This is a genomic window from Paraflavitalea speifideaquila, from assembly GCF_032395985.1.
Classification (GTDB): domain Bacteria; phylum Bacteroidota; class Bacteroidia; order Chitinophagales; family Chitinophagaceae; genus Paraflavitalea; species Paraflavitalea speifideaquila.
Genome location: NZ_CP135920.1, coordinates 5,662,039 through 5,683,258, shown reverse-complemented (window position 1 = coordinate 5,683,258; position 21,220 = coordinate 5,662,039). Strand labels below are relative to the sequence as shown.

General features: G+C 45.9%; 31 protein-coding genes. 20 read left to right on the top strand and 11 right to left on the bottom strand.

Annotation, left to right across the window (positions count from 1 at the left end; all coding sequences use genetic code 11):
• Positions 1-61 precede the first annotated feature (61 nt).
• The 14 genes from RS881_RS39050 to RS881_RS38990 all read left to right on the top strand — a co-directional run bounded on the left by RS881_RS39050 (position 62) and on the right by RS881_RS38990 (position 9,775).
• On the top strand, positions 62-1,165 hold the full coding sequence (locus RS881_RS39050; protein WP_315815721.1) for a FecR family protein: 1,104 nt from the start codon (positions 62-64) through the stop codon (positions 1,163-1,165).
• A 217-nt stretch (positions 1,166-1,382) separates the two neighbouring features.
• Complete coding sequence (locus RS881_RS39045; protein ID WP_315815720.1) at positions 1,383-2,546, top strand: SusC/RagA family TonB-linked outer membrane protein; 1,164 nt, start codon at positions 1,383-1,385, stop codon at positions 2,544-2,546.
• A complete protein-coding gene (locus RS881_RS39040; protein ID WP_315815719.1) occupies positions 2,471-4,840 on the top strand; it encodes a SusC/RagA family TonB-linked outer membrane protein in 2,370 nt (789 codons plus the stop codon). Before RS881_RS39045 ends, RS881_RS39040 begins: the two co-directional genes overlap by 76 nt.
• 37 nt (positions 4,841-4,877) lie before the next feature.
• Positions 4,878-5,069 carry a hypothetical protein gene (locus RS881_RS39035; protein ID WP_315815718.1) on the top strand — a complete coding sequence of 64 codons (192 nt, stop codon included), beginning with the start codon at positions 4,878-4,880 and terminating at the stop codon, positions 5,067-5,069.
• Between the two features lie 44 nt (positions 5,070-5,113).
• Positions 5,114-6,016: a RagB/SusD family nutrient uptake outer membrane protein gene (locus RS881_RS39030; protein ID WP_315815717.1), complete on the top strand. Its 903-nt coding sequence runs from the start codon at positions 5,114-5,116 to the stop codon at positions 6,014-6,016.
• A complete protein-coding gene (locus RS881_RS39025; protein WP_315815716.1) occupies positions 6,003-6,251 on the top strand; it encodes a RagB/SusD family nutrient uptake outer membrane protein in 249 nt (82 codons plus the stop codon). The genes RS881_RS39030 and RS881_RS39025 overlap by 14 nt, the downstream gene beginning before the upstream one ends.
• Before the next feature lie 2 nt (positions 6,252-6,253).
• Positions 6,254-6,439: a hypothetical protein gene (locus tag RS881_RS39020; RefSeq protein WP_315815715.1), complete on the top strand. Its 186-nt coding sequence runs from the start codon at positions 6,254-6,256 to the stop codon at positions 6,437-6,439.
• Between the two features lie 4 nt (positions 6,440-6,443).
• Entirely contained in the window at positions 6,444-6,707 is a 264-nt protein-coding gene (locus RS881_RS39015) for a hypothetical protein (RefSeq protein ID WP_315815714.1), read from the top strand.
• A gap of 8 nt (positions 6,708-6,715) precedes the next feature.
• On the top strand, positions 6,716-7,030 hold the full coding sequence (locus RS881_RS60530; RefSeq protein WP_350339995.1) for an FG-GAP repeat domain-containing protein: 315 nt from the start codon (positions 6,716-6,718) through the stop codon (positions 7,028-7,030).
• Positions 6,940-7,197 carry a hypothetical protein gene (locus tag RS881_RS39010; RefSeq protein ID WP_350340378.1) on the top strand — a complete coding sequence of 86 codons (258 nt, stop codon included), beginning with the start codon at positions 6,940-6,942 and terminating at the stop codon, positions 7,195-7,197. Before RS881_RS60530 ends, RS881_RS39010 begins: the two co-directional genes overlap by 91 nt.
• A gap of 55 nt (positions 7,198-7,252) precedes the next feature.
• Positions 7,253-8,074 carry an FG-GAP repeat domain-containing protein gene (locus RS881_RS39005; protein WP_315815713.1) on the top strand — a complete coding sequence of 274 codons (822 nt, stop codon included), beginning with the start codon at positions 7,253-7,255 and terminating at the stop codon, positions 8,072-8,074.
• Between the two features lie 2 nt (positions 8,075-8,076).
• Positions 8,077-8,787 carry an ASPIC/UnbV domain-containing protein gene (locus RS881_RS39000; RefSeq protein WP_315815712.1) on the top strand — a complete coding sequence of 237 codons (711 nt, stop codon included), beginning with the start codon at positions 8,077-8,079 and terminating at the stop codon, positions 8,785-8,787.
• Positions 8,751-9,515: an FG-GAP repeat domain-containing protein gene (locus tag RS881_RS38995; RefSeq protein ID WP_315815711.1), complete on the top strand. Its 765-nt coding sequence runs from the start codon at positions 8,751-8,753 to the stop codon at positions 9,513-9,515. Before RS881_RS39000 ends, RS881_RS38995 begins: the two co-directional genes overlap by 37 nt.
• Positions 9,512-9,775, top strand: a complete 264-nt coding sequence (locus tag RS881_RS38990; protein WP_315815710.1) for an FG-GAP repeat domain-containing protein — start codon at positions 9,512-9,514, stop codon at positions 9,773-9,775. Before RS881_RS38995 ends, RS881_RS38990 begins: the two co-directional genes overlap by 4 nt.
• A 219-nt stretch (positions 9,776-9,994) precedes the next feature.
• On the opposite strand, the gene RS881_RS38985 is transcribed toward RS881_RS38990, so the two are convergent.
• From RS881_RS38985 to RS881_RS38955, 7 genes are all read right to left on the bottom strand, one after another.
• Complete coding sequence (locus tag RS881_RS38985; RefSeq protein WP_315815709.1) at positions 9,995-10,318, bottom strand: T9SS type A sorting domain-containing protein; 324 nt, start codon at positions 10,316-10,318, stop codon at positions 9,995-9,997.
• Positions 10,319-10,418: 100 nt separating this feature from the next.
• The gene (locus tag RS881_RS38980; protein WP_315815708.1) at positions 10,419-11,126 is read right to left on the bottom strand and encodes a PQQ-binding-like beta-propeller repeat protein; all 708 of its coding nucleotides are present in this window, start codon (positions 11,124-11,126) and stop codon (positions 10,419-10,421) included.
• Between the two features lie 14 nt (positions 11,127-11,140).
• Positions 11,141-11,437 (bottom strand): hypothetical protein, encoded by a 297-nt coding sequence (locus tag RS881_RS38975; RefSeq protein ID WP_315815707.1) that lies wholly within the window; start codon positions 11,435-11,437, stop codon positions 11,141-11,143.
• A complete protein-coding gene (locus RS881_RS38970; RefSeq protein WP_315815706.1) occupies positions 11,392-11,898 on the bottom strand; it encodes a hypothetical protein in 507 nt (168 codons plus the stop codon). Before RS881_RS38970 ends, RS881_RS38975 begins: the two co-directional genes overlap by 46 nt.
• A 209-nt stretch (positions 11,899-12,107) precedes the next feature.
• Positions 12,108-12,467 (bottom strand): hypothetical protein, encoded by a 360-nt coding sequence (locus tag RS881_RS38965; RefSeq protein WP_315815705.1) that lies wholly within the window; start codon positions 12,465-12,467, stop codon positions 12,108-12,110.
• A 223-nt stretch (positions 12,468-12,690) separates the two neighbouring features.
• Positions 12,691-13,290, bottom strand: a complete 600-nt coding sequence (locus RS881_RS38960; RefSeq protein ID WP_315815704.1) for a carboxymuconolactone decarboxylase family protein — start codon at positions 13,288-13,290, stop codon at positions 12,691-12,693.
• 97 nt (positions 13,291-13,387) lie between these two features.
• Positions 13,388-13,951: a peroxiredoxin gene (locus RS881_RS38955; protein WP_315815703.1), complete on the bottom strand. Its 564-nt coding sequence runs from the start codon at positions 13,949-13,951 to the stop codon at positions 13,388-13,390.
• A gap of 461 nt (positions 13,952-14,412) precedes the next feature.
• Between RS881_RS38955 and RS881_RS38950 the strand changes: the two genes are divergently transcribed.
• On the top strand, positions 14,413-14,790 hold the full coding sequence (locus RS881_RS38950) for a transposase (RefSeq protein WP_315815702.1): 378 nt from the start codon (positions 14,413-14,415) through the stop codon (positions 14,788-14,790).
• A gap of 193 nt (positions 14,791-14,983) precedes the next feature.
• Here the strand turns inward: RS881_RS38950 and RS881_RS38945 are convergent, their stop codons facing one another.
• Genes RS881_RS38945 through RS881_RS38935 form a run of 3 tightly spaced genes read right to left on the bottom strand, consistent with a single transcriptional unit; the run spans position 14,984 to position 17,897 of the window.
• Complete coding sequence (locus RS881_RS38945) at positions 14,984-15,769, bottom strand: triple tyrosine motif-containing protein (RefSeq protein ID WP_315815701.1); 786 nt, start codon at positions 15,767-15,769, stop codon at positions 14,984-14,986.
• Positions 15,706-16,656: a hypothetical protein gene (locus RS881_RS38940; RefSeq protein WP_315815700.1), complete on the bottom strand. Its 951-nt coding sequence runs from the start codon at positions 16,654-16,656 to the stop codon at positions 15,706-15,708. The genes RS881_RS38945 and RS881_RS38940 overlap by 64 nt, the downstream gene beginning before the upstream one ends.
• Positions 16,605-17,897: a ligand-binding sensor domain-containing protein gene (locus RS881_RS38935; protein ID WP_315815699.1), complete on the bottom strand. Its 1,293-nt coding sequence runs from the start codon at positions 17,895-17,897 to the stop codon at positions 16,605-16,607. Before RS881_RS38935 ends, RS881_RS38940 begins: the two co-directional genes overlap by 52 nt.
• A 213-nt stretch (positions 17,898-18,110) precedes the next feature.
• Between RS881_RS38935 and RS881_RS38930 the strand changes: the two genes are divergently transcribed.
• Positions 18,111-19,022: a TonB-dependent receptor plug domain-containing protein gene (locus RS881_RS38930; protein ID WP_315815698.1), complete on the top strand. Its 912-nt coding sequence runs from the start codon at positions 18,111-18,113 to the stop codon at positions 19,020-19,022.
• Here RS881_RS38930 and RS881_RS38925 read toward each other — a convergent pair.
• On the bottom strand, positions 19,019-19,147 hold the full coding sequence (locus tag RS881_RS38925; protein WP_315815697.1) for a hypothetical protein: 129 nt from the start codon (positions 19,145-19,147) through the stop codon (positions 19,019-19,021). The two genes, RS881_RS38930 and RS881_RS38925, sit on opposite strands and share 4 nt — an antisense overlap.
• Positions 19,148-19,209: 62 nt before the next feature.
• Here RS881_RS38925 and RS881_RS38920 point away from each other — a divergent pair, with 62 nt between their 5' ends.
• From RS881_RS38920 to RS881_RS38905, 4 genes are read left to right on the top strand one after another with little or no spacing between them, the layout of a single operon-like run.
• A complete protein-coding gene (locus tag RS881_RS38920) occupies positions 19,210-19,566 on the top strand; it encodes a hypothetical protein (protein WP_315815696.1) in 357 nt (118 codons plus the stop codon).
• Entirely contained in the window at positions 19,563-19,781 is a 219-nt protein-coding gene (locus RS881_RS38915; protein ID WP_315815695.1) for a hypothetical protein, read from the top strand. The genes RS881_RS38920 and RS881_RS38915 overlap by 4 nt, the downstream gene beginning before the upstream one ends.
• Complete coding sequence (locus tag RS881_RS38910; RefSeq protein ID WP_315824742.1) at positions 19,778-21,079, top strand: TonB-dependent receptor domain-containing protein; 1,302 nt, start codon at positions 19,778-19,780, stop codon at positions 21,077-21,079. The genes RS881_RS38915 and RS881_RS38910 overlap by 4 nt, the downstream gene beginning before the upstream one ends.
• On the top strand, positions 21,076-21,210 hold the full coding sequence (locus RS881_RS38905; RefSeq protein WP_315815694.1) for a hypothetical protein: 135 nt from the start codon (positions 21,076-21,078) through the stop codon (positions 21,208-21,210). The genes RS881_RS38910 and RS881_RS38905 overlap by 4 nt, the downstream gene beginning before the upstream one ends.
• Positions 21,211-21,220: the final 10 nt, after the last annotated feature.

Sequence of the window (21,220 nt, the reverse complement as noted above, 5' to 3'; positions counted from 1 at the left end):
TTTCCATTTTTCCAGTAGATTTTGCTTCCCGGTGGAACTTATAGGTACAACACCGCCAGGAATGAAAGATTTTCGCTTGTTCGATATTACGGACTTCGTTATGGATGAGGACTTTGCACGTTGGGTTTATGAGCGGCGGCTTGAGGATGATGCAGCCTGGAATACATGGCTTGCCAGGAACCCTGGTAAGCATTTGGTGATAGCCGAAGCCCGCAGCATCCTCGAATCAATTTATATAGCTCCTCCTGTGCTTCCGGCGCAGGAAATAGAAGAGGAAGCTGCCCGGTTATTACAAACCATTCAGCGGCATCCAGTACCCCAAACACCTGTAATAAGCCGGATGAAAGCTCGTAGCTGGTATGTGGCGGCAGCTGTATTGGTTGTTTGCCTAATGGGTGGTGTATTGTATTTGTACTTTACATGGGGTCATGCAACACCCTTTACCTGGGAGAAAATGACGGCCTCCCGCCAATTGATTGAAAATGTAAATACCTCGGATAAACCTGTTACCATCGCCCTGCCGGATGGAAGTTCTCTTTCCTTGTCGCCAGGCAGCCGTATTGGCTATGGGAACCAGTTCGATAGTTCGGTTACCCGGGATGTATACCTGTCGGGAGAAGCTTTCTTTGAAGTGACTAAAAACCCTGACCGCCCATTCCGCGTTTTTGCCAATGAGATCGTTACAAAAGTGTTGGGGACGAGTTTCACGGTGCGCTCCTTTGAGAATGATACTACCATACAGGTTATTGTTCGTACTGGTAAAGTAACCGTATATTCTCAGGCCATTACCAATACCCGCCGTAGCGCTACCGATCATAAACCAGGCGAGGTGATCTTAACACCCAATCAACAACTGGTATATGAAAAGACCGGCCATAAATTCCAAAAGGTATTACTGGATGATCCTTTATTGATCGTGCCCCGTGTATCCGAACAAAAGATGGAATATGAAGATGCCCCTGTAGTCAAGGTATTCAATGAGTTGGGTAAAGCTTATGGAATAGGCATTGTGTATGATAATGAACTGTTGGAGAAATGCACGGTAACTGCCGACCTGAAAAGTGAAACGTTTTACCACAAACTGGACCTGATATGCACGGCCATTGGCGCTGTGTATGAAGTGATTGACGGACAGGTGGTCATACAGTCCAATGGATGTCAATAAATATAAGCTGAGAGTTAAGAACTGCGGGCAGGGAGCTGATACAATAGGTTTTGCGAGTCAAAAGGCTCAAATCTCAAAGCGCGTAGCCCGAAGCTATCAATAAAAAGGCTGGTATTGCTGCGAACAATATCAGCCCGGAATTTTCCCCACAGCCACCAAAGATTGCGGGGACCTGTTTTGATTAAACCGATTTGCTTTAACCAAACAATGCAAAAGTATGAAAAAACAGCTCGTTAACCAGTTAATTTACGGGTTTATGAGGATAGGACTGCTGCCACTATTAATGATTACAATGCTCCATGTAGTTATTCATGCCAATCCCATCAATGGGCAGGAAGTATTGAATAAAAAGATCAATCTTATTGCCGAACAAAAGGAGGTAAAAACGGTACTGGGCGAGATCAGTAAGCTGGCCGGGATCAAGTTTGTATATAGCTCCCAGCGCATTCCCACCCGTCAAAAAGTATCTGTTGTAGCCCAGGACCGCCGTCTGGGTGATGTGCTGGATGTATTACTTCAACCGTTGAATATATGTTACCAGGTATCTGGTACGCAGGTAGTACTGATGCGTAAGGGAGATGGCAATGGTGTAAATATTGCTTTTTATGAGGAAGGCGCTTTGGAAAAAACTGATGTGATCAATGAAATGTCTTATAAGATCGTGACAGGTAAAGTAAACAACGAGAAAGGCGATGGACTGGCCGGTGTTTCGGTGGTGGTAAAAGGCACAGCGAAAGGAACTTCTACTAATACCGAAGGGGCTTTTTCGATCAATGCAGAAGTGGGAGAAACGCTGGTGTTTTCCATGGTGGGTTATAAACCATTTTCGGTTTTGATTGGACAGGAGAATGAGGTGGCGGTCACCTTACAGGCTGAAATGATCAATATGAATGAAGTAGTCATTGTAGGGTATGGAAGTCAGCGCAGAAGCACCCTCACGGGTGCCATTGCTTCGGTAAGTGGTAAAACCATTGCAGAACTACCGGTGGCCAGTGTTGAAGCCGCCCTCCAGGGGCGGGTAGCAGGACTTACTGTTACTAATAATGGTGAACCTGGCACCACCCCCATTGTACGCATCCGGGGTATCAGCTCCATCAGTTTTGCATCTGATCCATTATATGTTATTGATGGTTTCCCTACAGGTAACCTTAGCAATTTCAACAGTCGTGATATTGAATCGGTAGAAGTATTGAAAGATGCCAGTGCTGCCGCTATCTATGGTTCCAGGGCCACCAATGGGGTGATCCTTATTTCCACCAAAAAGGCCGGAAAGATGGTAAGCTGCGCATCAACCTCGATAGTTATGTGGGTACGCAAAGTGCCTGGAAGAAGATCGACCTGCTCAATACGGCGCAATACCTCCAATACGAAAGAGCATTGAACGGTAATGCAGGTATTGGTTTGCCGCCCCGGTTGGAAACTGCCAATTTCAACAAACCCATCTATGCTGGCGCTACGCAAACTTTTGCACAGACCAATACTGACTGGCAGGATGCTTATTTTAAGAGTGGTATCCTTACGCAGCAAGATCTTTCATTGGCAGGAGGTAATAATGTTTCCCGTTATTTCGCTTCTGCCGGGTATTTCAAACAGGATGGTATTGCAAGAGGAGTGAATTATGAACGGGGAAACTTTCGCATTAATTCGGACCATGCCATCAGTAAAGTGTTTACATTCGGTGAGAACCTCTTTATTTCTTATTCCAAGCAACGATATGATAATACAAATGGCAACAGGACACGCCTGGTGAATGTGATCCGCAACCTGCCTTATTTGCCCGTGTATGATCCTACTACGATTGGCGGTTACCGGGGCGCTGAAAATAGTGTGGATGGGGCCGATCCTACCAACCCGGTTGAAGATGCTGAACTGTTGGGCAATGCCACCAATAAAACACTGAAAGTACTGGGTACTGCTTTCCTGGAAATTAATTTTACTTCCTGGCTTAAATTCCGCTCTACCTTCGGGGTAGATCATGTAAACCTGTTTCAGCACCAGTTCCTTCCCATCTTCAATGATAAAGGGCGAAACTCTGCAGTGTCGACCATCAGGGATCAACGTAATTCATCAACGACTATCTTATTTACTGAACAACTTACTTTTGATAAAACTTTTGGTGATCACCATATTAATGCGGTAGGCGTATTTGAGGTACAAGGGACCAGGAGTGCTGCGGAGAACGCATCGGGTAACCAGAACAGCAATGATATTGAGGTATTGCGTGGCGCCACGAATGTAAGCTTTATATCTACCACGAGTGAAAACCTGCTGCAATCGATGGTAGGCAGGATAAGTTATGAGTATGCCGGTAAGTACCTCTTGAGTGCTGCTATCCGGCGCGATGGATTATCTCTGTGGGCGCCCGGAAAGAAATATGCTAATTTCCCCTCTGCTTCGGTGGGATGGCGTATAGACCAGGAGCAATTCATGCGCACTGCCCCCTTCATCTCTGAATTAAAGGTAAGGGCTGGTTATGGTATTACGGGCCTCAACGCAGTAGCTGCCCTCAATAATGATTATCCCTGGCAGGTGGTGGTGGCTGCCAATGGTGCCACGTATCCCTTTAACAACGTGAACTCTACGGGCAATGCTTCATACTACAATGCACTGGGCAACGCCAACCTGGAATGGGAGAAAACCAAACAGTTGAATATTGGATTGGATATAGGTGTTATGAACAATAGGTTTACGCTTTCTGCCGAATATTTTGTTCGCAAAACGGACAACCTTATCCTGAATGTACCCACTCCGCCTTCCTTTGGTTTTGCTGGTACAGGGGTGTTGGCCAATGTCGCAGCCATGGAAAATAAGGGGTTGGAGTTTCAGGCAGGATACAATAAGAACCAAGGTGCGTTTACCTGGAACCTTACAGGAAATATTAGCTTCATACGCAATAAAGTAACTAGCCTGAATACAGAAACGGCTACTATTGATCAAGGAGGCGACCAGGATTTTGGTGGGGGTACAGCCATTACGCGTACGAGGGCAGGGGAGGCCATTCAATCCTACTATGGGTATGTAGTGGCAGGTATATTCCAAACAGCTGATGAGGTGACTAAAAGTCCTACGCAAGCCCCGGGTACGGCCGCTGGTGACCTGAAGTTTGCTGACCTGGATGGAGATGGAAAGATCACAGATGCGGACCGCACCTTTATCGGCAGCTACCTGCCCAAGTTCTCGTATGCCCTGAATTATAGCGCCAAGTATAAGAACTTTGATGCTTCCCTTTTTCTGCAGGGGGTGCAAGGCAATAAGATATTTAATGCTGCCCGGATCATTAGTGAAGGCATGGCCCGCTTATTTGGTTCCGGTACGGCTGTGCTGAATGCCTGGAGCCCAACGAATAAAAATACTGACATACCAAGGGCTGTTAGTGGCGATCCCAATCAGAATGTACGTCCTTCTACCCGTTGGATAGAAGATGGGTCCTATTTGCGGTTGAAAAATATTATTATCGGTTATACCATTCCCAATAAAGTATTGCAGTCAGTATCAAAAGGAGCTATTAGCAGTTTCAGGTTATACATATCATCCCAAAACCTGCTAACCTTTACCGGTTATAATGGTTGGGATCCTGAAATAGGTTCCAAAAATACAACGCTTACAAATGGGATTGACTATGGTCAGTATCCGGCGGCAAGGTCATTCCAATTTGGCCTTCAGGTCGGATTTTAAAGGCATTCATTCCAAATCGTTTCTTAAAAAGCTTCATATGAAATATGCAGTTGTATTTAAAGTAATAACACTGGCCTGTATCTTCACAGGGATTGTGCTGATTGCTTGCAATAGAGAGCTTGATAAAACCAATCCCAATTCGCCTACGGTAGATAACTATTTTAAAAACAGCACCGAACTGCTGGGGGCACCAATGCTATTTATTCCATTTTCCATTCGGCGGCTTTAATTGGCCGCGAATGGTTTTTCCTGCACGATACGCGCAGTGATGATGTGTCGGCCGGTGGTGGGCAACTGGAACCTCCGCGTGCACAATTGCTGAACGGCGCTACAACTGCTTCCAATGCTGTGATGAACAGTGTTTGGAATGGTTTGTATACGGTCATTCATCGCGCCAATACGGTGATCGATAATGGCCCTGCTATAACAGACAATACAGCCCTTCGTGACCAGTGTGTGGCTGAAGCCAAATTCTTCCGAGGCTGGGCTTATTTTGAACTGGTTTCTCAATGGGGTGCTGTGCCATTGTATGTTAAACAAGTTACGGCGCCCGACCAATTCCAACCAAGGACTCCGGTAGATGCTGTCTATAACCAAATATTCCAGGACTTGAAAGATGCTGCCGCCGGATTGGACGCGGTGACTACGGACCTTGGACGGGCTACCAAGGGCGCAGCCAATGCGGTATTGGGCAGGGCCTATATGCAAAAGGGGGATTATGCCAATGCTAAAATTGCCCTCCTGGCTGTTAACCCCGGTGGTAGTGTTTATAGCTTGCGCCCCAATTACCTGGATAATTTTGATGAGGAGCATGAGTTCAACAGTGAGTCTATTTTTGAAGCGGTATTCTTCGACCGGGGCGACAATAACTTTAACTGGGGTTATACAGGCGATGATAATCCCAACGCACAACCACAAAGTACGGTACGTAACCAGGAATATTCTCCCATTGCCTGGCGCAACCTCATACCCTCCAATAAATTCCTGAATGAGTTTGAAAATACGGCTTCAGGCGCCACGAAGACCGATCCTCGTTTTGCTTTTTCGGTATACCAGACGGGGGATAAATACAATAACAACGCCAATACGCTTACTGATGCCGAGCAAAATGGAAATACCTCTGTGGTAAATGGCGTAACAAAAGATCAGCTGGCGCAAATTCATGCTGATCTATAAGGACAACAATACTTTTAGGCCAGGTGGGATCAACCAACGGATTATACGTTATGCTGAGGTGCTACTGATGCTGGCTGAATGTGAAAATGAATTGAATAACCCGGGTGCTGCCATTGGTTACCTTAACCAGGTTCGCGACCGGGCCAGTGTGGCTATGCCTCATTACCCTACCACCCAATACCCCACCTCGAATAAAACAGAGATCGCCAAAGCCATCATACATGAAAAACAGTAGAGATGGGTGGTGAAGAGGTGCGCAACCGGGATATTCTTCGTTGGCGAAAGAAAGGGTATTTTGGCATTCCTGATCCCATTTCCTATTACAAAACAAGGGATGAGTTATTACCCATACCACAAGCCGAGATAGACAATAACCCACGGTTGTCGGATGGTGGCATTGACAGGCAAAACCCAGGATATTAGAAAGATGATCTTATTAAAACCGCCCTATTATTATTGTTGCTGTATACTTCTGGTAATGGTAGTGGCCTGTAAGCCGGCAAAGGTGGATACCTTATTTTCTCTAATACCAGCCACTCAAACAGGTATTTATTTTAGCAATGATATACAAGAGAATGATACGTTGCAATCCTTCATCAATGAGTTTGGTTATATGGGTGGGGGAGTAGGGATAGGCGATTTCAACCACGACGGATTGCCTGATATTTTTTTTTTACGGGCAACCAGGTAAGTTGCCGGTTGTACATCAATACAGGGAATAATCGTTTTGAAGACATTACAGAGTGGGCGGGTCTCCACACGCAGGTATGGGCTACGGGTGTGAGCATCGTGGATATCAATAATGATGGGTTCGATGATATCTATGTATCGGTATTTGGGAAAACCTTTCACAACGGGCGGCTAATCTGTTATTCATCAACCAACACAACCTGCACTTTAAAGAATCGGCGGCAGCTTATGGGTTGGCCGATACCAGTTATTCCACGCAGGCTGTATTTACGGATTATGACCGGGATGGTGATCTGGACATGTACCTGGCCAATTATTTACTGAATGGTCCCAATGCCAATACCATTTACCCCCGCAACCTTACGGGCACTTCTCCGGCCAATGACAAGCTGTATAGGAATGAAGGTATACCTACAGGGGGCGATCATCCGGTATTTACCGATGTTACCAAGGCCGCAGGTATCAAAGATGATGGCTATGGGCTGGGGTAGTGGTCAGTGATTTTAACAATGACCAGTGGCCGGATATTTATGTAGCCAATGATTTTTGTCGGACGATCTGCTTTGGCTCAATAATCACGATGGTACGTTTACCAATACGGCTGCAAACAGCCTTCGACACCAAAGTTATTCCAGTATGGGTGCGGATGCCGGAGATATCAACAACGACGGTTTGCCGGATATAGTAACGCTTGATATGATGCCGGAGCTCAACCAGCGGCGTAAGACCACTTTTTCATTCATGAACTATGAACGATACCAAGCGGAGCGGGCGGCTGGATATGAACCCGGCTTTATGCGTAATATGTTGCAATTGAACAATGGTGTTTATAAGTCCGGCGATACTCATATCCCTTTCTTTAGTGAAATTGGCCAATTGGCAGGCATAGCTACCACGGATTGGAGTTGGAGTGTACTGTTGGCCGATTTTGACAATGATGGATGGAAAGATATGCATATCACCAATGGTATTGGCCGCGATTTTATCAACGCCGATTTTATTGAGTTTAGTTCAACGGTCTTTGCCAATAAGCGAAGCTCCCAGGAGCAACGTCAGCTGATCAATAATAAACTGTCTTCTTTAAATCATATTAACCTGGGTAATTACCTCTACCTGAATAACCATAATTATACGTTCTCAGACGCTTCCACCCGGGCGGGAATTGATGAGCCGTCCATGTCAAACGGAGCGGCCTGGGCTGACCTTGACAATGATGGTGACCTGGATATGGTGGTGAACAATATCAATAAGGAAGCTTTTTTGTTTGTAAACAATACCATCCATGCCGGCCAGCCATCACCGGTTCATTACCTGGCCATCAGGCTGGAGGGGATCAAAACAACAGGCAAGGGTTTGGTGCAAAGGTGACCTTGTATAACCAGGGTCATTTGCAGGTGCAGGAACAAGGCCCGGTACGGGGTTATTTTTCGTCGGTAGACCAGCGTTTATTTTTTGGATTGGGTACTACGCAGGTGCAGGCCATGCAGCGCCAGGAGGCGGGAGTAGTACCGGCGGCTACGGAAACATGGAATGTGGGATCGGTAAGGCAAGGGGTATCAACCTTCAGGATTGATTCTATCGAGATCGTATGGCCTGATGAAAGAAGGCAGGTATTGATCGGGGTGCCTGTGGACACGTTGCTGGTGCTTACTATCCGTGATGCCCGGCAACAAGCCAGTGAGTCAATACCTGATCCTGCGCCCGTTTTTACAGAAGCATCTACTGCCACGCATATCGCCTATCAACATACCGAAGGGGCTTATAATGATTTTGCCAATCAACGTTTACTACCGCAGAAGTATTCGCAGTTGGGGCCTTTCCTAACCGCTGCTGATGTAAATAAGGATGGACTGATGGATTTTTTTGTGGGCGGGGCTTTCAATTTCTCCGGGCAGTTATTCATACAGGACGCTAACGGGCATTTTACAGGGCGACCAATTACCAATAGTATAAAGATGCAGGTGGACCAGGATTGTACATTCCTTGATGCAGATGCTGACGGTGATATGGACCTGCTGATCAGTGTGGGGATGTTCGCTTTGAGGTGGCGGCGGTATACAACCAGCCGCTATTATACCTGAATGATGGGCTGGGTCATTTTACGGTGAGTCCGGCTGCCATCCCTGCTCATGTACGTACCATTGCAGGCAGTGTCAGTGTGGGCGATTACGACCAGGATGGCCTGCCCGACCTGTTCATTGGCGGGCGTGTATCCAACCGCTATCCATTGGCGCCGAAAAGTTTTATCCTTCATAATAACAGGGGTGTTTTTTCGGAGGTAACGGCAAATGTATGTGCTGATCTGCAAGAGCCGGGTATGATCACAGGGGCGGTATGGACCGACTTTGACAATGATCAACAAATTGACCTGGTGATAGCTGGTGAATGGATGCCGGTACGGTTCTTCAAAAACGACAAGGGGCGTTTACGGGAAATAACGAATACGACAGGCTTGCAACAGATGGAAGGCATGTGGCGAAGCCTCGCTGCAGCGGATGTGGATGGCGACGGTGATGTAGACATCGTAGCTGGTAATATGGGATTGAATTGTGATTACCGGGTAAGCAAAGAGGAGCCAATGCAACTGTTTGCCAAAGACATGGATGGCAACGGAAGTATTGATCCCATTCCATTTTATTTTTCAAAGACCAGGATGGAAAGCGCAGGTCTTTTCCAGCCATTAACCGCCGGCAGTTTGCGGACCAGGTGCCTACCATTAAAAAGCAGTTCCTGTATCATAAGGATTATGCCCGCGCTTCTTTTGCCGGGATCTATCCTGGTAAGGCTAAGGATAGCCTGCTTTCATTGATCTGTGATGAAACTGGCAGTTGCTGGCTGGAGAATATAGGCAATGGAAAATTTGTGAAGCGCTATCTTCCCATGGAAGCCCAGTTTGCCCCGGTAAATGCTATTGTTTGTGTAGATATAGATGGCGATGGGATGATCGATCTTTTATTGGCAGGCAATGAATACCAGACCGAAGTAATGACCGGCCGATATGACGCTTCATATGGATGTTATTTACGGGGCAGAAAAATAAGCAGTTTAAAGCTGTTCAGCCGGCCATAAGTGGTTTTGTGCTTATAGGAGATATAAAGGACCTGGCCCTGATACCTATGGATAACGGGGGCAGGGTTGTGGTGGCCGCGACCAATAATGATGCTTTGCAGGTACTAAGCCTACAACCGCCCCGGGTAAAGCGGAAATAAAAAGTACGGCCTTCGTTAGTGATAGCCGTGCCGGAACCATCCGGTGCCCCTGCTTACCTGTTCAGTATTTCCAACCTTTTCACACTTTTATCACTGCCATGCTGGATGAAAAATAATACATGCCCGAAGCCAGGCCGGTGAGGGGAACTTCTTCTTTCAATTCAAAGTTGGTTTTGGTGCGTTGCACGGCCATCACTTGCTGGCCGATGGTATTGTATAAAACGATGTTGACAGGACCTGTATAATTGTTTTTCATCGAAAGGAACGCTGTTGTGTTAGCAGGGTTGGGGTATACGGTGAGTGATCCGGTGGCGGCAGGTTGTTCTGTGGTAGATATTGTACCGGCTTTTGTAAAGTAGATATAGCCTTCTCCGTATCCATCCTGTGAATTGCCAGCCAGCACTACTTCATCACCCTGTACCCATATTTTTCTACGCTTGTCTGAACGCCCTGTTTGCCTAAATATTGTACACGCTGCTTATTTCCATCTTTGTTCAGGGTCATCAGGAATCCGAATTTCTCCAGGTTGCCGGCCAGTGGCTCCCCGGTGGTGCCTGCCAGCAGGATGGTGTCGCCGGGTAAATAGGCAAGGGAAAATCCTTCCTCCAGCAGGTGCAGGTCGTAGGTTTTTCCCAGCGTTTATCGCCCTGCCTGGTGAGCTGCATCACCAACAGATCTCTTCTGTCATAATTGGTGCCAGCTGATCCGGCCATCAGGTAATCACCATCTGGTGTGATCACCACATCGTAGAACTGGCCATGAGCATAACCTGCCGAGAAGGTTTTTGACCACAGGATATTCCCTCCTTTATCTACTTTGGCTGCGTAGGCAGCCCCGGCATCATCAAAAGCAACTCTTGATGTACCAGCGATGATAAAATCATGTTCGGGCGTTTCTTTCACACGGGTACCTATTTCCCAGTGTGAGCTAAGGCCTGTTTTTTTTCTCCATAGCTCTTGCCCGGTTGCGTTTGTTTTTATTATGATCAGGTCATAGTTGGAAAGTGTGTGGTCTTCTCCGCCGACCAGCAGATAGCCGCCGTCGGTGGTGGTGATGATATCACGTGCGATGGTGGTGCCCAGGCGGGCAGTCCATAAGGTATCACCATTGGTGGTGAATTTAACAAGTGTATAGATCCTGCCGAATACGTCCTGCTGTTCTGCCATGCCTATAAAGTTCCCATCAAGGGTATTGGTGACGGCTTTCAGCACGCCGGGCTGATCGGTTACTTTTTTTGCCAGGTGGCTTGTCCTGTTTTACTCACTTTAAGAAGATAGGGATATACTTCATCGTCCATTTTATCCTGGAAGTTTCCTCCGGCAATAAAAGTGCCTCCTTCGGCCGGGATGGCTTTGGTGAGTTTTTGTATCGGGGCATCGTTATTTACCAGCACCTTCGTGAAACTGGAGGGTGGAGCCGGCTGAAAGGGCAGGGTAGTGGTAAGGTTGCCCTGGTTATCCGTTTTGAAGAGTACGGCTACGGGGACAATAAACCCGGGCCAGGATACACGTCCGCCAACCAATATACTATTGGCATCGGGTACCAGCACTTTAGTCGCATTGTCTTTCCGGGTGCTCCCCAATGCCTTTTCCACTGTGTGTTGCCCTGCCAGTCGGTTTTCAGCAGCACGATATCTCCCGCTACATCATTGGACCAATCGTCATCAAAACCAGCCTCTGCCAGCAGCAAATACCCATCAATGGTGGGTACTATACTCATGATCTGATCATCCATATAAATATTCAGTTCTTTCTGCCATAGCAGGTTACCATCCTTGTCTGTTTTGTACAATAGACTGTTACCGAATTTGCCGGGCGTGTATACCGAACCTGCCATGGCGTAGCCACCGCCGGGTGCAGGGCAAAAATCGTAGGTAAACTGCTCTGCATTGGGCTGTTTGGGAAGGGGAATCTCTTTGAGTGAAAAATTACCGGTTGCATCAACCTTGAATAACCAGGTTTTCTTATCTCCCCTTGTATTCATTACTATCTCCACGGAACCATTAGGTCCTTCATGTGCAGCAAATAGTTGAGAGGCGTCATTGGTGACAATTTTATTCCATAATTCGTGCCCCTGTTCATTAAATCGAGCAACTACAAGTTGGTAATCCGATCCGTAAGAAAGGGTATAAATGACGAATACTCCATTATTGGACGCCTTGCTGATCCTGATGGTATGAGCCGACGCGTTAACTATCGGTACAGAAAAAGGAGCTGCCCACCGCTGTTCAATTTATACAGTAACATCTTTGAATCGCTGAGGCTGGTAGCCATATAGCCTGCTATATAGAAATGACCTGTTTGGTCTGTCAGCATGGAATACAGGAAGGTGGATATGCCCTGTTTGAGGCTGTTATTGGTCAGGATATTTCCCTTATTATCTATCCGGTAAAAATTGGACCTGGTGATGAAGGCGTACTCATTAGCCGAAACATACACCATGTCCTTTAAAATATCACTATCAGTTCCATCGGGGTAGATCCTGGAAAAGGTGGTCTGGGAATGTACAAACAGAGGCAGTACCAATAGCCACAGCAAATGGATTACTTTCATGAGATTGGGTTGTTACAATGATAAAAATAAGCGGGTGGCTTATTGCAAACGACCGGGAGGGTGATGAACTGGCCTATTTGCGGTGTGACACGTCTGTTGAAGCAGACGACAAACGGTTAACAACCTGATTGAAAGAAACGTTGCATGGAGATAATGGATGCTCAATAATAAAGGCGACACGCATCAGCATGCCGCCTTTATGGATCCTGAAAACAGGTGCATCTTATGCCAATACGTTGATCAAACCTTTGATCACGGCGCCGAGCTTCACAGCCTCAAATACCCGTGCTTCACTGCTGCCGTGTTGTAATACGGATTGTTCGTGTGAAGTAACACACATTTCGCAGCCATTGATAGAAGATACTACCAGGCTCACCAGCTCAAAGAATTCCTTGCCCAGTACCGGATTCATCATAATGCTCATTTTGATGCCGGCCGGCTGGTTATTGTAAAAATCCCTGCCCATGAAATGGCGAAAACGATAAAATATGTTATTCGTATTCATCAGGGAGGTACAGGCGGTGATCTCTGCTATCTCTTCTTCCGTAGCGCCTGCTTCTTTGGCCAGGGTGGCAAAGCTTTCTTTCAGCAGGTCAAATTTTTCATTGATGGCTACTGCCAGGGCCAGCAATAAGGCTTCCTTGCGCTGAAGGTTTTGGCTATTGTTCAATACATTGCCCGTATTGATCTTGATATCCTTGATAAAACGTGCATTTACGTTTAGCAATGCTTGTGCATTGGCTGAAGGTATATAATGGGGAATACCCAGGTCGTTGACCAGGTTCTGAAATGTTTCGTTTGATATAGTGGCTATTGCACTCATAGTAATTCGCGTGAAATGTGAAACGATAAACGTGAAAAAGAACGTGAGGAGCAAGACGCCAAATTAATTTTCGTCTCACTGCTCACGTTTCATATGATTAGTTCAAATTCAACTGGGTGGTCAGTGTTTCCTGTCCTTTATTCCAGTTGCAGGGGCACAGTTCATCTGTTTGTAAAGCATCCAATACGCGGATTACCTCTTGTACGCTTCGGCCTACATTGAGGTCATATACGCTTACCCAACGAACGATACCTTGTGGATCGATGATGAAGGTAGCGCGGTAGGCGATCTTTTCTTCGCTGTCGAGGATACCCAACTCTTCGGCCAGTGATTTGGAAGTGTCGGCCAGCATGGGGAATTTCAGATCGCGCAGGTCGGCATGATCCCTTCTCCAGGCAGCATGAACAAATTCTGAATCGGTAGAAGCACCGATCAATACGGTATCACGATCAGTGAATTCGCTGTGCTTTTTGTTGAATTCAGCGATCTCTGTAGGACATACAAAAGTGAAATCTTTTGGCCACCAGAACATGACGGTCCATTGACCGTTGGCACTATCATTGGTCAATTCTGAAAACTCTTTTCCTTTTTCAATAGATACTACTGCTTTCTTCTTAAAGGCAGGAAATTGGCTGCCAATGGAAATTACTCTGTTGGACATATTATTATGCTAATTAGTTACGACAATAAATAAAAGGATGACAAACTTTTCGCAGGCAGGCTGATCGTGTGTATTAAAGTGGTGCAAATGTAGGGCTTATGCTAATAGAGATTGATCATCGTTTTCTATTGAGTGATAGACAATATCTATGGGTTCCTGGCCCTGGCAGGTTAAAACAGCAGAATAATTATCTAAAGGTTCAGGTTTGTTATTTTTATTATATATTTATCAGGTAAATTGATTAGTTAAACAAGATCATTCGACTGCTTATTTACAGAAACACAGGAAAGCACAATATTTTTCAGTAAGATCATTACTTTTTAGCTTTTCCCCACGTCTGTAAGGTCCTGGTAGACAAAACCCGGAAGCGCAAAGCCTGTGGGGTTCTCAAAGAGCAATTAATCACTGTAGCAGTCAAGTCCAATGGGCTGGTCACCGAAAGGTTAAAACTCAGGCGTGTCTTGTTTAAAACAGAAGACGGTAAAGTATATGCCTATATGACCAATAATTTTACCTTGCCAGCTACTCAGGTCACCACCCTCTATAAAAACCGATGGATGATCGAACTTTTGTTCAAACAGATCAAACAGAACTTTCCCCTGCGATACTTTTGGGGCGAAAGCCCTAATGCCATCAAAATGCAGATCTATTGTGTCCTGATCGCCCAGTTGCTGATGGTGGTTATCCGCAAGGAAGCCGCCACCAAAAAGTCCTTTGCCAATATGATTACCGTTATACGACTGCATCTGATGAGCTATGTAGAGCTATTGGACTTTATGCGGGACACTTATAAAGCCTGGCGAAAAACTAATAATGCCTCTATCGCATTTAGTCCGTAATAATCTGGGGTACTACCCCCTATTTTGAAACCATCTATTTTTAGCCTCAATGTTTTGCCACTGGCTGCATACAGGCTATTTTGTACCGGGTTTACCCGGACAATAATGCAAAAGAATATAAATTATATCTTCCATCTAAAGCCGCCTTAAAAAAGATAGTTGGCTAGGTGCTGAATTATCCTTTATCTTATATTTACCTGTTTTCGATTGCTTCCAGTAAGTAAGCATTGAGTGAAACTTCACCAGGGATGCCCAGCTTCCGCCGGAGCCGGTAACGGCTGGTTTCCACACCCCGTACTGAAATTCCCAGTAATTGAGCGATCTCCTTTGAAGTAAGATCGATGTGCAGGTAGGCGCACAACTTCAGATCGGTAGTTGTGAGCATAGGGAAATGCTTTTTCACTTTTGCCAGGAAATTACTGTGCACCTCATCAAAGTGCCGGGAGAAATGTTCCCAATCTTCTTCATTGTTTTCGGCATCCTCAAAAAGCCGCATCACTCTTTTAAAATGATCTTGTGTTACTGTTGGCTCCAGTTTCTTAATGGTGGTATGAAGTACTTCCTTTATGTTGGAAAGCACCTTACCCCTGTCTACCAGGTGCATGGTTACGGTAGCCAATTCCCGGTTCTTGAAATGTACATCCGACGCTAGTTTATCATTCTGTACTTTGATCAGCGCTTTTTCATTCCTTTCCAATTCCAATTGATGTAGGGAAATAAGATGTTCTTGTTTCTGCTGGTATTTTTGTTGCTGGTGGATGAACTTGCGTTTTTGCCTCCTGTACAGCAGATAGAGTAGACTGATAAAAAGTAAAACATAAAAGGTCTTTGCCAGGTTGGTTTGGTAGAAGGCCGGTAAGATGGTAAAGCTGTACCGGGTTTCTTCCGATTCAAGGCCCAGGTTATTGCGGGCCTTTACTGCAAACGTATAGTTGCCATAGGAGAGGTTGGTGTATTCCTTTTCTGTTTTGAGGTCCACTCACTCCAGGTATTGTTGAAACCCAGGAGGCGGTAACTGTATTCAATATTACTTCCCTGATCATAAGCAGGGGAGGCATATTCAAAATGAAAATCATTGTATCCGTTGGGTAATTGTACCGTACGTTGTTCATCTTGCTTGGGAATTAAGGTACTATCGTTGGAAAAATAACCTCCAAAAAGCAGGCTGTCCGATTTGCCCATGGCACGGGCAGTACCAATAGAGATAGCTGGGCCGGCAGCGGACTGTATGTACTTGCGGTAATTGAGGTGATACAGCCCCTTTTCGGCGGCCATGAATATATTTTCATCATCATAGGGATAGATGGATTCAAAGCCATTTACAATTTTCTGCTGCAATTCCGGGAAGTAAATAACTGAATAGGGTTGATTGTCCGATGGTTTGTGGTAATCTATGATACCCGGGCGGCGGTTAGATGTAAACCAGATATTGCCATTGATATCCTCGGCCAGGAATTGAACACCTATATTACCCAATACATTATAAAACAAAGGCGATTTCACAAAACGTCCGGTAGCGGCCTGGTACTCATAGATCCCACTCCGGGTAGCGATGAGTATCCGGTTACGGATCCTGAAAACAAAATTGTCGTAATCGGAAGGCAACCCCTCCTTACTGGTATACAGTGTATAATGCACGGAATCGCCCGGAGGGCTTATTTTATAGATGCCCCGGTAGGGATGGGAGGCCCAGATGGTATCATCATTGTCTATTGCCAGGAAGCGCAGGGACTCCTTCAGGCCATTAAAATGAGTAGGTGGTGTAAATCCCTTTGGGCTGGCTTGAACGCCGTATAAGCCATCATAAGCGCCAATCAGTACATTGTAGGGGAGGAACGTGCATGGTATGGTTTGTATAACCAGCATCCTTTTTCGGTGGTTAGCTGTGAAGCGTTGTTATTGCTGATGAGAAAGGTGCCTTCGTGGTGACCCATCAACAATTGATTATTTATCACGGACAGGTTCCAAACCTGCCCCTGGCTGTTACTTACCCGTTGAAAATGGTTATTGGAGAAGCTATAATCACTGGTGCTGCATAAAGGGGTACTGTATACTCCATCTGAAGTGCCCACAAAGAGTTTATTGTCAAATACCTGAGCAGCGTAGGTAGTCAACATGTTCTTTTTGTCGGGGTAAATCTGTTTGATGAAAGTATTGTACCTGATGAAGTCGATCCCATTGTCGAGGGCCAGCCAGATATTCTGCCGTTCATCGGCGAATAACCTCAATACGTTATTGTTTTGCAGGCCTTCTTCCATGCTAAAATGCTGGATGATCTTGCCCGACGCTTTATTAATAATGTAACAACCATCGGCCGTAGTAGCTACAGCCATTTCAGTATCGTTCAGTTCAATGGCGCCATAGATGCGACTCAAGGCAAAAATGCTGTTGGCCTCTGTTGCCTTGGGTATCAGCTGTTTGTTGCTAACAGTAAACAAGCCATTTTTATGGGTGGCGATCAGCAGGGAGCCAGTAGGATCTTCCAGCACGCCAGTAACCAGCATGTCCCGGAGGGCTCCATTATTGCAAACGGCTATCCATTGCCCTGCTTCATATTTCATAAGCCCCTCTTGCATGTCCTGGGCATACAATCCTTTGCTGGTTTTGTAGAGTTTACGCCATTCGCGAGGGGCTGGATGCACTTTCATGCGCCCATTGCGGTACTCCAGGATCATATCATACACATGGTAAAAGACAGCTCCTTCATACAGTTCAATATTCCATACATCAGACACTTGCTTTTTGCCGGGTGGCAGCAGGCCTTTGAGTGAGTGATAACGCAGGATGCCGGCAGGATCGGGAAAATAGTAGCCCAGCTCATCCTGGGCCCCTGCATAGATATATCCGCGCTGGTCGACCTTTACCGAGCGAAGGCGTGTATGATTGGCAATGGGGTATAATTTCCAGAATTGACCATCAAAGGTGAGCAGTCCCTCGGTATTGGCAAAATACATACTTCCCCGGCTATCAATAGCCAGATCCCAATTTTGCCCACCTCCGCGGTATTGTTCTTTGGTGTAATTGATGATATCCGGAAAGCCAATGGTGTTCTGGGCGTACACCGGATAAAAGAATATGATCATCAGTAGCAAAAGCAGCAGCCTCATATACGCAATCGTTTGCTGTAAAAATAGGGGAAATATGTGTTGTAGTAGGACTGGCGTAAATAGCAACTATTGACAACCAATATATTAAATTTTTTTGTAGTAGTAATGACGTAGAGGAATATGCGGTTTAAAGGGAGGGCAGGAAGTAATTTGGTACTACCCTTTTAGGAGGGTCCAATCGCCATTTTACAATAACGGATCGTTAAACTGCTTGTGTATGAAAAATTAATTGCTTGCGCATTTCTATTTCTATGCCTGTTGCTATCGCCCATCGTCTGGGCCCAACAACAGGTCACCGGCAAGATCAATGACAAAGACGGCACTCCCATCGCCGGTGCCTCCATTTCAGTAAAAGGAACTTCCCGCGGAACATTAACAGATGCCAATGGCCAGTTCAGTATCAACGCCTCTAAAGGCGATGTGCTGGTATTCAGGCATATCGGTTATGCCGAACAGGAGTTTGCCGCTGATAAAGTACCCGCTACTATTCTTCTAACGCCCAGGGTGGCCGACCTGGATGATATCGTTGTAATTGGATATGGCACTCAAAAGAAGAGTGTTACTACTGGCGCCATTTCCCGTGTAAAAGCTACTGACCTGGAAAACATGCCCATTAACCGGGTGGAAGATGCCTTACAGGGTAGGGCATCGGGGGTTACGATTGCTGCAAACAGCGGTCAGCCAGGATCGGCGGCTACGGTGAGGGTACGGGGTATCACGACGCTGAATAATAATAACCCCCTTTGGGTTATTGATGGAACGGTGGTAGACAATGGTGGTATTGGTTTCCTTAATCAATCTGATATTGAATCCATTGAGGTGTTGAAAGATGCGGCTTCGCAGGCGATCTATGGAGCCCGTGCAGCTGCGGGTGTTATCCTTATTACTACCAAAAAGGAAAGATCGGCAAGCTTAGTGTTAATTACAATGGTTTTTATGGTGTATCGGCTCCAGCTAAAAAACTGGACCTGCTCGATGCTACTCAATATGCTACGCTTAGAAACGAAGCGGCTGTCAATGCCAATAAACCGGCGCCTTATGCCAACCCTTCTGCATTTGGTAAAGGCACGGATTGGCAGGAGCAGATCTTTAACAACAGTGCCAAAAGGCAAAACCATGAGTTAAGCCTTAGTGGTGGTAATGAGCGTTCTACTTTTTATTTCTCCTTCGGTTTCCTGGATCAGGAAGGTATTGTAGCTACTGATATATCGAAATACAAACGGATGAATATCCGGATCAACTCTACTCATAAGTTGTCCAAATGGCTCACATTTGAGAGAATATTGGCTATGCCCATGATAAATCCGTTGGTTTGGGTAATACCAATAGTGAATTTGGCGGCCCTTTATCGGCTGCTATTAACCTTGATCCCATTACGCCTGTAGTGGAAACCGACCCTGCCAAAATTGCTGCTGCACCTTATACCAATAAGGGAGTGCGGCTCGATCCACAGGGCCGTCCTTATGGTATATCCACCACCGTGGGTCAGGAAATGACGAACCCGCTGGCCTTCATTCAAACCCGCCTGGGCAACAATAGCTGGAGTGATAATGTGGTAGGTAATGTTTACCTCGAAGCATCGCCTATTAAAGGATTGAAGCTCAAAACGACGCTTGAGGAAAACTTTCTTTCTGGGGTGATGAGGCGTTTACCCCGATCTTCTGGTTGAACCCTACGAACGTAACTACGCAAACCAATTTCCGCAGGTCGAATAACAAGCGTTTTGATTACAATATTGAGAATACGATCTCTTATAGCCGCAATATTGGTGATCACAATGTTTCTTTAATGGCAGGTCAAGGTGCTTACCTGGAAAACAGGGCCACCATGACTACTGTTACTTTCTTTAATGTGCCGGCCGATAATTTCAAGACGCTTCGCTGAACTTTAAAGTACCTGCGGATCAACGCAATTCCGATGGCTCTGAAGGAACGGAACATACGGTTTCTTCGCTCTTTGGTCGCTTAACGTATGATTACCAGGAGAAGTACCTCATGCAGGCCCTGATCAGAAGGGATGGTTCATCCCGTTTTGGCGCCAACAATAAATATGGTGTATTCCCCTCCTTTTTATTGGGTTGGGTGGCTTCTAAAGAAAACTTCTTCCCCATTAACAGTCATATCAATTTCCTGAAGGTTAGGGGAGGTTATGGTGTAGTTGGTAATGACAATATTGGTGACTTTGCCTTTATCTCTACGGTAGGCAGTGGCCGTAACTATACGATTGGTACTTCCGGCAGTTATACGATTGGTTATAGCCCCAATGCACCTTCCAATCCCAACCTGAAATGGGAGCAAACCAGCAATATGAATATTGGTTTTGATGCGGTGATATTTGACAACTTCAATGTAACCTTTGAATGGTTCAATAAGAAGACCACTGACATCCTGCAAAACCCACGTATACCTGGTTATGTAGGTGCTATTTCCAATCCGGCAGCCAATATCGGCAGTATGAAAAATACCGGGGTGGAATTGGAATTGGGTTATCGCAAAAGACTGGGTGAATTGAATTTCTCTGTAGCAGGTAATATATCCTGGATGGAGAATGAAGTAACCTTCCTGGGTAATAATGTGCAATACCTTTCTGGTGGTACAGGATTCCAGTCTACTACTTATCCTATTACACGTACAGCAGTAGGTGAAGCGGTTAACTCATTCTATGGATTCAAGACCCTGGGCATTTTCCAGAACCAGGCCGAAGTAGATGCTTATGTTTCAAAGAATGGCACTAAAATACAACCGAATGCCAAACCCGGTGACTTTAAATGGATGGATAAAAATGAGAATGGTGTGATAGATGAAGCCGACCGGATGTTTATTGGCGATCCTACGCCCAACTGGACGTACGGTTTCACCATCAACCTGGATTATAAAGGATTTGATGCGGTGATCTTCGGGCAGGGCGCTGCTGGCAACCAGATCTTCCAGGGCTTGCGCCGTTTGGATATAGGGAATGCCAACTGGCAAACCAAAGCACTGGGCCGCTGGACAGGAGAAGGTTCTTCTTACACACATCCCCGTCTTAATATTGATGATCCCAATAAGAACTTTACAAACCCTTCCGACTTTTATCTGGAAGATGGTGGTTATTTCAGGTTGAAAACATTACAGATCGGTTATTCCTTACCCAATAGTCTTATTAAAAAGCAGGCTTGCAGAAGGCGCGTTTTTACATCATGAGCCAGAACCTGTTTACGCTTACCAAGTATACCGGTTATGACCCAGAGATCGGTGGTGGCGTTATGAGCATCGACAGGGGTATTTATCCTCAGGCGCGTTCTTTCATGTTAGGTGTTAACCTCGGCTTTTAGTCAACTTTAA

Coding starts and splice junctions, on each gene's coding strand:
- RS881_RS38955 (WP_315815703.1), bottom strand. CDS start 13,951: ATGTCCAACAGAGTAATTTCCATTGGCAGCCAATTTCCTGCCTTTAAG.
- RS881_RS38970 (WP_315815706.1), bottom strand. CDS start 11,898: ATGAATACAAGGGGAGATAAGAAAACCTGGTTATTCAAGGTTGATGCA.
- RS881_RS38965 (WP_315815705.1), bottom strand. CDS start 12,467: ATGAAAGTAATCCATTTGCTGTGGCTATTGGTACTGCCTCTGTTTGTA.
- RS881_RS38925 (WP_315815697.1), bottom strand. CDS start 19,147: ATGAGTAGAGTTGATCCGGATATTCATCCGTTTGTATTTCGATATATC.
- RS881_RS38905 (WP_315815694.1), top strand. CDS start 21,076: ATGAGCCAGAACCTGTTTACGCTTACCAAGTATACCGGTTATGACCCA.
- RS881_RS38960 (WP_315815704.1), bottom strand. CDS start 13,290: ATGAGTGCAATAGCCACTATATCAAACGAAACATTTCAGAACCTGGTC.
- RS881_RS39045 (WP_315815720.1), top strand. CDS start 1,383: ATGAAAAAACAGCTCGTTAACCAGTTAATTTACGGGTTTATGAGGATA.
- RS881_RS39035 (WP_315815718.1), top strand. CDS start 4,878: ATGAAATATGCAGTTGTATTTAAAGTAATAACACTGGCCTGTATCTTC.
- RS881_RS39050 (WP_315815721.1), top strand. CDS start 62: ATGAAAGATTTTCGCTTGTTCGATATTACGGACTTCGTTATGGATGAG.
- RS881_RS38940 (WP_315815700.1), bottom strand. CDS start 16,656: ATGCTGGTTATACAAACCATACCATGCACGTTCCTCCCCTACAATGTA.
- RS881_RS38935 (WP_315815699.1), bottom strand. CDS start 17,897: ATGAGGCTGCTGCTTTTGCTACTGATGATCATATTCTTTTATCCGGTG.
- RS881_RS39025 (WP_315815716.1), top strand. CDS start 6,003: ATGCTGATCTATAAGGACAACAATACTTTTAGGCCAGGTGGGATCAAC.
- RS881_RS39020 (WP_315815715.1), top strand. CDS start 6,254: ATGGGTGGTGAAGAGGTGCGCAACCGGGATATTCTTCGTTGGCGAAAG.
- RS881_RS39015 (WP_315815714.1), top strand. CDS start 6,444: ATGATCTTATTAAAACCGCCCTATTATTATTGTTGCTGTATACTTCTG.